Raw genomic sequence first — 12461 nt, forward strand, 5'->3', positions numbered from 1 at the left:
ACTTGGATGGACGACCGCCTGTGCTATTGCCTGGGGGAGAATTCACTATGCTCTTTGAACCCGCGCCACCAAGGACGCCACCTAGGAGGCTACGCGTTGGTATGCAGTTTCACAGTCACCTTCAACCCGTTGAGGCATTGCGACGTTCCAAGGCTGATCTTCCCGCCGTGCACGTCCAATGTCTCCTGGACGATAGACAGGCCTAATCCGCTGCCCTCCGCGCCACTTCCGATCACACGGTAGAAACGGTCGAAGACGCGGTCCTGCAGGTCCTTGGGAATGCCGGGTCCGGAGTCTTCCACCGTAAGAACGCATTGCTCGCCCGTCTGTTCGGTAGATACCACCACGACCCCATGCTTGGGGGTATACCGTATAGCATTCTCGACGAGGTTGCGAACCAGCAAGCCCAACGAGAACTCGTCGCCGAAGACGTCCGCTTTGTCGAGAACGAGGTTCATGACCTGACTCTTGGAAGCCGCCAAGGCCTTGAGCTCTTCAACCTCGTTGCTCACCAGGGCGTCCAAGCTCAGCTTGCGAAACGTATCCTTGCTGATGTTGCGCTCGGTTCGGCTCAGCGACAGCAGCTGTGATACCAAGCGCTCAACCCGTTCGACCCCTCGGGAAAGCAACCGCTGTGACTCTTGGCGTTCTTCATCAAGCATGGCCAGCCGCGCGTTGTCTGCATGAACCTTCACTGCGCTGATCGGCGTGCGCAGCTCGTGTGCTGCATCGGCGATAAAGCGACGCTCGCGTGCCAAGGCTAGATCAAGCCGCTGCAGAAGCTCGTTTACCGCGCGAACCAGGCCGTGGACCTCCTTTGGGAGCTTCGTGTCATCCAAGGGTGTCATTCGATCGAGGTCACGCTCACCGATTTCGGTGGAGACTTTCTGCAACGAGCGCGTCGCCCAGGCGACCGTCAGCCAGATGACCAAGGCCATCACCGGAAGCGCAATCAACAGCGGCAGCAGCGTGCCGATGGCAATGTCCTCGGCCAGCTCCTGGCGGATGTCCGAGCGCTCGGCAGACTGAAACCAGCGACCCTGTGACGAGCGCAGCGTAAAGGTGCGCCACTGCGCCCCGTCTATGTCGACATCCGCGTAGCCCGGCGACAAGCTCGCCATTGGCGCAGTGGGCGCACTGTCCGATCGAAGGAGCAGGCGACCCTCAGGCGTCCATATCTGAAAGGCCAGCTTGTTCTCGTAGGCATGTCCGTCTTTGAAGGCCAATGCCTCGCCCACGCCCTCAGCGCGCCCGTGCCAACCGCGCAGGACGATCGGATCGCCGGGAAATGCGCTCAGATCGCTGAGCGGCTCGTCCACCAAGCTCAACAGTACCCGTGAGGACTGCACCAGCCGGGCGTCGAACATCTCTCCGGCCTCCTGCAACCCAGCCCGGTAGCTCAGGCCGGCCGCGAGCAGCATGAGCAGGGAGAGCACCCCCAGCAACACGACCAGCAGGCGGCGACGGATGGACGTCATGCAGTTGCATCCGAGGGGTCGCCCAAGGCATAGCCGATCCCCCGCACGGTGCGAATGATGCCGGGATCCAGCTTCCTGCGCAGCTGATGGACATGCACATCCACGGCATTGCTTGCCACGTCCTCATCCCAGCCATACAGGTGCTGTTGGATGGTCTCGCGCCCAAGCGGCCTGCCTTGTTGTTCCATGAGCAGTCTCAGCAGGGCGAACTCCCTGCGGGTCAGGTCCAGTGTGTGCCCTTTCCAGATAGCAGTCAGACGGGCCGGGTCCAGGCTCAGCGCACCCGCTTCCAACGTCGGTTTTGCACGGCCTAGGCTGCGGCGGAGCAGGGCGCGGACGCGGGCAAGCAGCTCGGGGGTGTCGAACGGCTTGCCCAGATAGTCGTCGGCACCCACGTCCAGCCCAAGGGTGCGGTCAGACGCCCGCTCGCGGGCGCTGAGGACCAAAATGGGCACGTTTCCGCCCGCTGCACGAACCTTGCGAATGACGTCGATCCCGTCCAGTCGTGGCAGACCCAGGTCCAGCACAACCAGGTCGATGTCGCCGTCGCCGATGGCGGTCAGCGCGGAGGCACCGTCCTGCACCCAGTCCACGGCGTATGCCGCTCGACGTAGGGCGGTCCGGATACCTTCCCCGAGTGATGCATCGTCTTCGGCGAGCAGGATGCGCATGCAGGCAGTCTCGTTGTCCCGGGCTTACTTGGCAAGGTGGCCCCGGACCTCGTTGAGCTTGGCGGTCGCTTCGGCGCGCCGGCCGGCATCGGCGACTTCCCGGCCGGGGCGGGCAGGTGCAGCAATCGCCTTCTCGAGCGCTGCCCGGGCGCCTTGCCAGTTCTTCTGGTCGCGCAGGAAATCCCCGTAGAAGTAGTTGGCATCGATACCGCTCGGGTCCACGGCCAAGCCCTTCTTGAGCATGGCCGCTGCGGTTTCGTCATTGCCGAATCCCAATGGCCACCCCGGCACCTGGTAGTAAAGGGCTCCCAGGCTGGTGTAGGCCGCACCCTGCAGTGCGTTGGGGTCTATCTTCAGGGCGGCCTCGAAGTCCGCACGTGCCTGTTTCACCAGGCTGAGCGCCCCCATGCCACCTTTCTCGCCGGCGAGGCTGGAGAGGACGATACCCTCCCAGATCAGTGCACCGGCATCACCCGGCTCGGTCTGGCGGGTCTTCGCTGCCTGGCTGGCCAAGGCCTCGAACGCGGTCTGTCGCTGCGGCTTACTGGTCTGATAGTTGATCTGGGCCCAGCGGTCGCGCAACTGGGCGACCGTCATGGGCGTTCCCGGTTCGGCGGCACAGGCAATGCCGACCAACATGACCAACGCGCTGATGAGCAGGATGAACATGGTTTTACCGTGACGTTGCTTCATGGGAGGAGTCCTCGTGGATGGGCTGCGCTTGAGCGGCGTGGCGCCTGATGATGGGAAGCTGGGCACGCAGGCTGCGGTCGACCAGCGCGGGGAACATGCCGTTGATGCGCGCGAACAGCTTTTCCGGCCAGCCGAGCTGGCGGCGCCGGTCGCCTTGGACGATAGCGTGGACAAGCGCAGCGGCGACGGCCTCCGGCGCATCGCTGCCGACCTTGAGCTCGGCATTGAGCGCATCGACGGCAGGCGTATTGAAGGCGGTGCGCGTGGCGCGCGGGGAGAGATACTGGAAGCTCAGGCCGGTGCCGTCGTGTTCCCGTGACAGCGCTTCCATGAGCCCCCGCAGGCCGAACTTGCTGGCGCTGTAGGTGGCGAAGCCGGCGAAGCCAATGCTGCCGAAGGTGGAGCCGATGGCAACAACGCTGGCCTGTTCGTGGCAGCGCAAGACCGGCAACAGGGCGTGGATCAGCAGCGCCGAGCCGACCAGGTTGGTCTGCAGCAGGTTTTCCAGCTCATCGGGGTGCTGGTCTTCAAACAGACCGAACGCGCTCTGGGCGTGGCCCAGCACCAGCATCGAGGGGGAGACATTTGCCTGTCCGATCGCAGCGATCAGGTGGGAGCGGCCTAGTGGCGCGGACAGGTCGGCGACCACGGTGTGCACGCGCCCGGCCGGTAGCGCGGCGGCAAGTGTGGTGAGCCGGCTGCGGTTGCGCCCGACGGCCATGATCGAGGCGCCGGCCTGGACCAACGCGTGGCACAGCGCCACGCCGATGCCGCCACTGGCGCCGGTGACGATGACGGTCCTCCCGGCGAGATTCATCACGCGGCCTCCGCCCAGCGCACGCCGTCCTGACGCAGCGTGCGGAAGATGTCGCCATACAGCACGTAGAAGCGCCGGGCGGCGTGGATGACGGCCTGCTGATCCGCCGGATCGTCCAAGCGCTCCATCAGCCCTTCGAAAAAACCGACATGCTCGATGTCCAGGTCGCCGTGGGACAGCAGGTAGCTGAACGCGTTTCGCGGCAGGTCGAGCGAGGTCTGGATCGTGTTGGCCGCACGGGTCGCCAGCGCCACGCTGGTTCCCTCCAGCACCAACACCATGCCGAAGAAACCGACCGGGTTGCCGCGGTGGATGGTGTCGTAGGCGTAGCTCACCATCAGCTCGGTGGCCAGTGACGGCAGGCTGGCGGCGGCTTGGGCGCGGTCAGCACCGCAGGCCGCAAGGTCGTCCAAGATCCACTCCTGGTGGCCCATCTCTTCTTCGATGTACTCACCAATGGCGGTGCGCAGCCATTCAAGCCGGGCCGGCAGACGCGCCCCGCAGGCCATCAACAGCGGGACGGTGTGCCTGACATGGTGGTAGGCCTGCCCCAGAAAGGCGACGTAATCTTCGCGGGCAATCTGGCCCCCCAGCGCAGACTGGATGATCGGCACGGAGATCAGGGTGGACCGCTCTTGCTGGGTCTGGGCGAGCAGTTCGGAATGGAAACTCATGCGGATACTCCCGTGGAAGGAACGGAGGCGGGACGGCGATAGCTCGCATCGACCTCGGCCTGGAAATGGGACAGGATGGCGTCGCGACGCGGGCGCCCATTGGCGGTGAGCAGCCCGGTACTTGCAGAGAATGGCGCCGGTGCGCGCACGATGCGCGAGACGCGGGCGTAGTCGGGCAAGCCTGCGTTGACCTCGGCTACGGCGCGGGCGAGGGCGGCATCGTCCAGGTCGGCGCGACGCGGAACCAGCACGGCGACGTTGTCGGCCTGTGCTTCGCCCCATACCACCGCCTGGGCCAGGTCTGGATGGGAGAGAAGCTCGCTTTCCACCCATTCCGGCGAGACATTACGACCAAAGGCGGTGATGAAGACATTCTTGCGGCGGCCGGTGACGTGGACGAATCCGTCAGCGTCGACGTGGCCCAGGTCGCCAGTGCGGATGGGACCGTCTGGAAGCGGTTCGGCACCGAGGTAGCCCAGTGCGCGTGCCCCATCGACCTGGATTTCATTGTCGACAATGGCGATACGAGCGTGTGGAAGCACTTTGCCGACGCTGCCATCCCGGCTAGCACCGGGTTGATTGAGGCACACCACCGAGGCACATTCGGTCAGCCCATAGCCTTCGAAGACCGGCAGGGCCAGGGCGCGCGCCCGTGCAAGCAATCCCGGCCCCACGCGCCCGCCGCCGACGGCGATATAGCGCAGCGAGGCGGGCAGGGGAGCACCGCTTTCGGCGACCATCACCACCGCCAGTAACAGCTGAGGCACCAGGATGACGCTCTCCGGCTGATAGCGGTGCAGGCACCGCAACAGCGTCGGCACGTCCAGGCCCGAGGCGCCGGTGTAACCGATCTCCGCCAGCGACGGGAGCGCGATCTGCGCGTCCGAGAGCAGCGTTGCATACAGCCCGGCGACGTTCTCCAGGAGCGTGGAGAGCGGCATCAGGCAGAGGTGGCGGCGCGGCGCAATCGCCGACGACCCTTGCACCAGTGAACTGGCCACCGTAAGCAGCGTGTCGGCCGACAGGCACACGCCCTTCGGGCGGCCAGTCGTGCCGGAGGTGTAGGTCACGCATGCGGTGCCAGTGGGAAGGTCGACCGACGTCGCCGGACAGGTCCGCCACTGGGCGAACGTCCCGCCATCCAGGGTCCCCAGTGCGCCCGTGCTGCCTGTTGGCGCAGGCGCACCGCCGGCGGTGACCACGCATTGGGCGCCGCTGGACTCAAGGGCATGGGAAATCTGTTCAGGGGAAAAGAACGTCGGCAGCGGCACATGCACGCCGCCAAGCTCGCGCACGGCAAGATCCAAGACCAGCCAGTGAATACCGTTGTCCAGCTGGCTTGCGACGCGGTCGATGCCTTGCAGGTCCAGCCGACTAGCCAATCGCAATGCGCGTTGCCGGATCTGCTCATCGCCAATTTCCGCGCTGGAAGTGAGCACACGTGCCTTGCGCCCGCCGAGACCGGCGATCAGGGGAGAGGTCAGTGCGTTCATTGCGCCCCCGCCATGGCTTGCAGAGATGGATGAGGATCCGTCTTGGCGCGCGAATCGCGTTTTCGTGCTTGATGCAAGAACGCACGTCCGGCAGCGACATTCCCGCAGACCAACTTCGGCCGGGCCTGGTAGTAGCTGCCCCACTGGGAGGCATCGCCGGTGAGTCGCTCTGGGCTTGCTTCGCCAAGTTCCACCGTCACCAGATGCAGTCGGTCGAGGGCGTTCCGCAGCTGTTGGGTGGCAGCGAGCAGCACCCAGCGCACGCGTGCGGCATGCAGCATCTCGGTCAACCGGACAATCAGCTCACGGGCTACGCCGGGGGTGGTGGCGGCAAAGTTGCCGATCTCAGCGATGCGGTCGCGGCCCACGTTGGCGATCTCCCGATGCGAGAGGATGGCCTGCACCGGTTCATCGAGATATTGCTCGACAAACAATGGACCTTCGCTGCCCACGCGCATGCCGACCGCCGCCACCAGGTGCCCATGGCTATCCCGGAACGCAAGCAGATGGGGCAGAAACGCGTGCAGGGTGGCACCGTAGCGTTCGCGATATACGTGGGCGATGAACTGCTCCACCTCGCTGCGGCTTGAGTCTTGCGGGCCCACCACCTGCGACGGCGGCAGGATCGACGGGAACTTGACAGCGAGAGAGGTGGGAATCCAGGACATGGCGAGCATGCTGGCCGGCCTGGATTAAGGACCAATTAGCCGTTAGTTAAGCAGTCATTAGCTTTTGGGAAGACTTTCGTTGAGGTGGCCCGATCGGCCTGACAACCTCCAAGCTCTCAGGAGCAAGTGCGTGTGCGCGATGTGCATCTGATCAATCGCTGGCAGCGCGGAGGATTAGAGATGTTTATCGGGGGTAGGGAGTGTGTCCGCTTCTGGCCGAAAGCGGACGCCCCGCAGGGATCGCATCTTTACGTAAGCGAGAGCGTCGGATTCCGACCCATGGCGCACATAGTGGCAGTCAAACCCAATCCAATCCCTTTAGAGACGTGCCTCGCACTTGGGGCGGGAAACGGCGGGCGAAGAGGCTTGACCGTCCATGAGATGATAGGCTAAGTCCTATGCCGTGCTGGTTGCCTTGGAGATGCCTGTGCGAGATGCCGAAGGTCTAGATATCTATCTGCAGCTGGTCGGTGGCGGACGTGCCCCGGACCTGGACGATCAGTTGCTGGCACGCCTCGCACAGCTTGCCCTTCAAACCGTGCAAGATAACGAAAGCGATCAGCTCGGTAGCTACGATATTGACAGTTGTCTGCATGCAGTTGTGCAATCGCCAGTACTTTTTCCGATTGCCCTAGCGCGCTGGCTGGTAGGCGACAGCGATATCCGACTGGGCAAGGCCCTCTTGCATCAGGCCTGCATCGCCCATCTCGCCCAACGTTTCCCGCAATCTTACGATCTAACAAGAGTGTCCGAAGCAGACGCGATCACCACAGCCCGCCGATTGTGTGCGCTCGCCGCTGCCCCGGCAATCTCGCTCGGTTGGACGTTGAGTGCGGCGCGCGAGTTTCCGAACAGCGATGCTGTTTGTATCCAGACAAGGGAGTTACTCGACTACCACATTGATCAGTTGCTTGTCAGTACGGTTGATCTTCTAGCCTCGTCGGATTCAAGCTTTCAGGCCCTCGATGCGTCCGTCGAAGCGCTTCGTAAGGCAAGTGAAGCACTGCGGATCCTCGACGGTCTGCCGCAGCTCAGAGAACTGGGCATGACGGCGGATATGCGCCTCCTGCATTCGTCGCTCAAACGCAATGAGCATCGCGATATCCACCGCCGAGCGGATGAGGCATCCGTGTTCCGTGGTGTATTCCGTGAAGTGAGGCTCAAGTATGCAAACCGTCCAGTGATCGAGGTCCAAGGTGAGGAAGGTACGCAAGAGATGGCAATCCCGATGTTCTCGCACGAGTTCTCGGTCGAGCTGCCGCTTTCAGAACTTACGGATCCGGTGATCGGGCGCTTTCGTCGCAATCGCCTCTGGCAGAGCATTCAGCCGTGAGCTTACAGCTAGTCCTTCAAAACTACATCGGCAGTCTAAAGGAGCGAAATGAGCTCGACGCTCTGCTGCCAGAGCTGCTGATCGGGATGGGACACTCCGTTCTCAGTCGGCCCCAGGTCGGTGTACCGCAGGCGGGTGTTGACATCCTGTCAAGCTACACCGACCCCGAAGGAAATGAACAGCTCTACCTCTTCATCATCAAGTTCGGCGATATCCGTCGGGAGGATCTCTTCACCGGGCAGCAGGCTATTCAGCCGTCTACGCGCGAGGCATGCACCGACTTCGCGCGCAATCGCCTGAGCGAGGGCCAGCGATCACTGCCTAAGCACGTCGTGGTTGTCTCCAGTGGAGTCGTGAAACAAGAAGCAGCCACCGGTTTCGCGGGACTCGCCGACGAGGTCAACGCCCGGCCTGGTTTTACGTTCGATTTCTGGTGCATCGACCAGCTCACGCCGCTGATCGAAAAGCATGTCTTCGACGAGACATTGCTCTTGGGGCATGGCAAGTCCGATCTTCGTGCAGCATTGGCTGGGCTTGAGGACACCCAGGCGTCAGTTCAGCGCTTCATGCACTTCATCGAGAAGGTGTTGGCTACGCCTAGCAGCGAGGCGGCCGATAGCCAGGCCACAAAGCGACGGAAGTTCCTGCGTCGCTGTGCAGCGGCCGCGATGGGCCACGGTGTTCTGGTGGTCTGGGGTGGTACTGAGAGCAACCTTAAGCCCGCAGTCGTCGGAGGGGAGTACTTGGCACTTCGCATGTGGTCGAGCGCAGTCCACTTGGGGCTGATAGGCGACGCTGAGTTCCAAGGCCGTCTCAACGCGACGCTGGAACTTCATGTCCATGCGCTGACGGAATACTTCCACAAGACCCTCCCAGCTCTGAAGAATGCCCGGGCACTCGTGCGTCAGCGACCAAACCCAGTTTTCTATGCCGACGTCGTATTTGAAGAGCTAGGTCGTCTTGCGACGCTTCTGCTGCTCCTCCAGCGAATGGAGAGAGTTGAGGCCCGACGCCGCGTGGTGCTTGGGGACATTGTTGCGGTAATCAGTACCCACTCGATCGCTCTTAGGCCGTTACTGGACGGCCAAGGCATCGACTTGAGTCTCATCTTCGCTGCGTTGATGAAGGAATGCTCCGACGATAACGTGCGGGTAATCCTGCAGGGGGTGGCTCGGCAGTTTCAGCGTGCGGTGTTGGACAGCGAACTCCTACCAGTCGACACGGACCTGCTAGAGGACGCAATTGCGGTCCATTTCACCGGCAAGTCGGGCCAGCGTGACTTCTTCAAAACAACGACGCTTGCCCCGATGCTCGCAACCGTGGCTGCTGTACTGCAGGATGAACCGACGTTAGCCCTTTTGCGAGGCCTTGAGCCCCATCTGTCGGATGTCACCCTTGAGAGATGGTATTCCACCCGGGAGATTGAGACATTTACCGGGTCGGGCCACGGACTTGATTCGATCAGCGTCTCGCGTGTTCTAGCGGGTTTCGAGAGGGACACTGCTGCTGAGCTTCGGGCATCTCTGCGCGCCCCGGAGGGTGCCGGTGATTCCACTCAACTGGGGTGGCATGCGGAGCCATGGACCGCCCTCACGGCCTTGTCGGCGCGCCTGCATCGCCATCCCCTACCAACGTGGTACATCGCCTATTGCAGGGAAGGCAGTCGCATTAACTAGCCTAGTGGCTCGGTCAGCGGCCGTGACTACTAGCGATTCGCCTGAGGAGCTGCCATTTTCTGCAGGTCCGACCCGATTGAAAGGGAGTGATGTCTCCTTTTGGCCGGTAGCAGACATGGCAGCAAGGCGACAGCGCCGGCAGTTCGTCATGCCCAGTGCCGAGGTTGGTGATGGTTCATGCCGCCAGACTATTGAGGAGGTGGAGCGAGGCGTTTTGGCACACTATGGCCAAGGCATGGAGACCAATTCCCTGATATGCTCACCAGATGAGCGTCAAGCCCTCCCAAGAGACTCACTTTCGAATATCGGCGTGATCGCAACGATCACGCCCCCGTAGCTCAATTGGTAGAGCAGCGGATTTATATCCCGTCAGCGCCAGATAAGCGGCAAGTGCCGGTTCGATCCCGGCCGGGGGCACCATTCCGCCACTAACACGCTGACCGGCGGTCATAGAGCGGCAATGCCGGACCTGTTGTCGTCTAAGGGGCAGTGGGCACGTGGAACCAAGCGTTGCCTGGGGCTACCTGGCTCGTCAATGCCGCCACTGTCGGCACCTTCACTACCTCGCAGTGGCCGGCCATCTGTGGGATGAATGCGCCTGGGAACACCCGCAATCCACCAAACGCTGTTTGACTGCCGGATGGCGGCAATTCTCCTCGGTTGGCAACCTAGCCTAGGTGCCGCAGGCAGGATTGCTCAAAGATCCGCTCGAATTCGTTCGTTGAGACTGAGGGGTACCTAAATCGCACGGCAATGCGCATCGCAGTTAGGCAGATTACTGATGTCACTTCGCTGTCCACCTTTTTCAGCGCAACCCTACCGGCTCGTATGGCCTCGTACAGGCCGCCTGACCGGCTCTTGCCATCCAATCTAAGAAGCGCTTCCCTTATCGTTTGAGGAAGCGCAGCTTCAGCTTGCAAGTAATACTTAAATCTACATCGCCGGCCATAGTCCTCATAGGCGTCCCAAGAACTGCCGCCAAGATCGTCCATCATAGAAGTCGGCATGCCGATCCCTCTGGCTATGGCAGATATCTCTGGCACGTATCCATTGGTGAGCAGCCAAGCGCCATCCATTGCAATGCTGTTAATTGCCACCTCTAGCTCAGGTGCCCGAGCTTCGACTCGTAGCGATCTCTGACTACGCCAAGGCGCGAAGAGCGGCACGGCAGCTGCCTCGGACGGCCGCTCAAGGATGTCGACTACACCGACGCCACTGCACGCCGCTAGAATCATCAACCTCCTAAGCGTGAGCGGTTCGCCTCCGACTCGTCGGGATCCAATCTTGAAGGTCGCCTGTTGCGTGGCGGTGCCAGTGCGTTGCTGCGAGAGGCCTTCAAGGAACTCCAGCAGTACGTTGATGCCTACAGCCTCCCTTCCTTGAGTAGAGCAAAATGCGATGAGCTGTTCGCTCTGATGTTGCACCCAGGTGTCATACCGAGTCGCGGCCTCAAAGTTTGGCTGGACAGCAAGACTCGACCGACACCCATGACACTGGCGCCATCTGCATGGGTCCCAGCTCCTCCGCTGAACTGCATGGCAATAGGGACACCTCTCCAGAAGCCTACAACCATGGGTCGGGCAGACCCTACATCCCTCGAGTGTGAATACCAGCGGAAGATAGTGCTTTTGCGTGGAATCGCCAGCGCAAATTGGACACCAACGAATATGTTGAGGGCTGCAACCCTGGAATCCCTTGGAAGCGATCTCGTGCAGACAACGGAAGGTTCCCCTTTTCACTGAAGCCGCGTCCATCAGCACCGAAAGGCGATCCACTGCAACTGCTCCTGCGCACGACAGGCCGTCAAAAGTGGAAGGCCAGTAGTTTCCCTCCGATAGACCTAGGGCTCGATAGATCGATTTCGGGTGACACGCACTTCGCTGTAGTTGGCGTGACAACCAGGAGTGCAGCGACTCGACCATCATTGTATCGAGGCCAATGAGCTCGTCACATGGAAGAGGCCTCCAAGCCATCAGCGCCTCATCCCAACGCTAGCCCACGCGCTTTCGCGCGCATGAGTTCATTCTCAGCAGCAGGGGCGGAGATGCGTTGGAACCTTGATACGGACTCCCATATTTGGGCAATTGAGTCAGGATGCTGTATGCCCCCCCTCAGCGACTCAACTGTGATGCGCTGAGTCCCGTGCTTGCTTGCATCCTCAAGGAGTCGCCTGCATTGACCGATAATTCCGCCGGTTGAGTCATGGATCATCCTGATTTTGCGAAGCACCTGGGCACGGTCGGACTCATAGCCTTCCAGCATTTGGGCAAATACCGAGCAGAAGACGCGTAGCTCCTCATCCGATCCAGCCCCATACGGTGGAAGCCATATCTTTGTCATCCTTCTAGAAAGCTCCACCGATGAGTTCCATAGATCCGGCAGAGTTTCGACGCCTAGCAGCACAATCTTGGTCCCGGTCCTCTCTCCCCAAGACATGAGGTTCTGGAGATGCTGGGCGGGCTTCTTGTCGCGATGGTTCCTCAACAAAGCATTTGCGTGCTCAACCACAAGAACCTCGGTTCGACAAAGTCGGGCGAGGTCAGCGGCGCACGCCCATTCGCCAGCTTCAGTGTTGTTCCTTCCTGCTGCAAGGATGAGCGATGCTGAAAGGACTTCGGCAATCTTCCGAGCTGCCCACGCCGATTCGGAAGGCCCGAACTGCAACCAACTGATGTTTGGAAAGGAGATTTCTCTCCGGATTGAGATTACGAATCCGAGGGAATTGAAGTACGCCTTATCCGGCAACATTGCCATCACTCTTGCAACGGGTGTGACGTTATCCGGCCACATAGATGATGACCCATATAGATCACTACAGACGCGGCCGACTACAGTGCTCTTTCCTACGCCACCTAGCCCCACAAGGGCAACTATGTGTCCTGGATAGACCCTTTCAATAGCATGGCGAAGCTCGGAAGCAGCTGACTCACCCAGTGGATGCTTGAATGACTTCATCGT

Annotated in this window: 11 protein-coding genes and 1 tRNA gene; 3 read left to right on the plus strand and 9 right to left on the minus strand. The window is 61.4% G+C overall.

Features of this window, described 5'->3' with window-relative positions; all coding sequences use genetic code 11:
- Positions 1-89: 89 nt before the first annotated feature.
- From NMB40_RS19305 to NMB40_RS19335, 7 genes are read right to left on the minus strand one after another with little or no spacing between them, the layout of a single operon-like run.
- Entirely contained in the window at positions 90-1457 is a 1368-nt protein-coding gene (locus tag NMB40_RS19305) for an ATP-binding protein (protein WP_494361104.1), read from the minus strand.
- A gap of 17 nt (positions 1458-1474) precedes the next feature.
- Complete coding sequence (locus NMB40_RS19310) at positions 1475-2149, minus strand: response regulator (RefSeq protein WP_494359512.1); 675 nt, start codon at positions 2147-2149, stop codon at positions 1475-1477.
- Positions 2150-2173: 24 nt separating this feature from the next.
- Positions 2174-2842, minus strand: coding sequence for a tetratricopeptide repeat protein (locus tag NMB40_RS19315; protein WP_494359513.1), 669 nt, complete (start codon positions 2840-2842; stop codon positions 2174-2176).
- Entirely contained in the window at positions 2823-3659 is an 837-nt protein-coding gene (locus NMB40_RS19320) for an SDR family oxidoreductase (RefSeq protein ID WP_494359514.1), read from the minus strand. The genes NMB40_RS19315 and NMB40_RS19320 overlap by 20 nt, the downstream gene beginning before the upstream one ends.
- On the minus strand, positions 3659-4333 hold the full coding sequence (locus NMB40_RS19325) for an iron-containing redox enzyme family protein (RefSeq protein WP_494359515.1): 675 nt from the start codon (positions 4331-4333) through the stop codon (positions 3659-3661). The genes NMB40_RS19320 and NMB40_RS19325 overlap by 1 nt, the downstream gene beginning before the upstream one ends.
- Entirely contained in the window at positions 4330-5826 is a 1497-nt protein-coding gene (locus NMB40_RS19330) for an AMP-binding protein (RefSeq protein WP_494359516.1), read from the minus strand. The genes NMB40_RS19325 and NMB40_RS19330 overlap by 4 nt, the downstream gene beginning before the upstream one ends.
- On the minus strand, positions 5823-6494 hold the full coding sequence (locus tag NMB40_RS19335; protein ID WP_494359517.1) for a thermostable hemolysin: 672 nt from the start codon (positions 6492-6494) through the stop codon (positions 5823-5825). Before NMB40_RS19335 ends, NMB40_RS19330 begins: the two co-directional genes overlap by 4 nt.
- A 427-nt stretch (positions 6495-6921) precedes the next feature.
- Here NMB40_RS19335 and NMB40_RS19340 point away from each other — a divergent pair, with 427 nt between their 5' ends.
- The 3 genes from NMB40_RS19340 to NMB40_RS19350 all read left to right on the plus strand — a co-directional run bounded on the left by NMB40_RS19340 (position 6922) and on the right by NMB40_RS19350 (position 9923).
- Positions 6922-7827, plus strand: coding sequence for a hypothetical protein (locus NMB40_RS19340; protein ID WP_494359518.1), 906 nt, complete (start codon positions 6922-6924; stop codon positions 7825-7827).
- Positions 7824-9503 (plus strand): hypothetical protein, encoded by a 1680-nt coding sequence (locus NMB40_RS19345; RefSeq protein ID WP_494359519.1) that lies wholly within the window; start codon positions 7824-7826, stop codon positions 9501-9503. The genes NMB40_RS19340 and NMB40_RS19345 overlap by 4 nt, the downstream gene beginning before the upstream one ends.
- A gap of 327 nt (positions 9504-9830) precedes the next feature.
- A tRNA-Ile gene (locus NMB40_RS19350) sits at positions 9831-9923 on the plus strand.
- A gap of 248 nt (positions 9924-10171) precedes the next feature.
- Here NMB40_RS19350 and NMB40_RS19355 read toward each other — a convergent pair.
- Both NMB40_RS19355 and NMB40_RS19360 read right to left on the minus strand, forming a co-directional pair.
- Complete coding sequence (locus NMB40_RS19355; protein ID WP_482994475.1) at positions 10172-11476, minus strand: TniQ family protein; 1305 nt, start codon at positions 11474-11476, stop codon at positions 10172-10174.
- Positions 11477-11483: 7 nt separating this feature from the next.
- On the minus strand, positions 11484-12458 hold the full coding sequence (locus NMB40_RS19360; protein WP_494359520.1) for a hypothetical protein: 975 nt from the start codon (positions 12456-12458) through the stop codon (positions 11484-11486).
- Positions 12459-12461 lie beyond the last annotated feature (3 nt).

It is taken from the genome of Stenotrophomonas sp. FBCC-B152 (assembly GCF_059134105.1).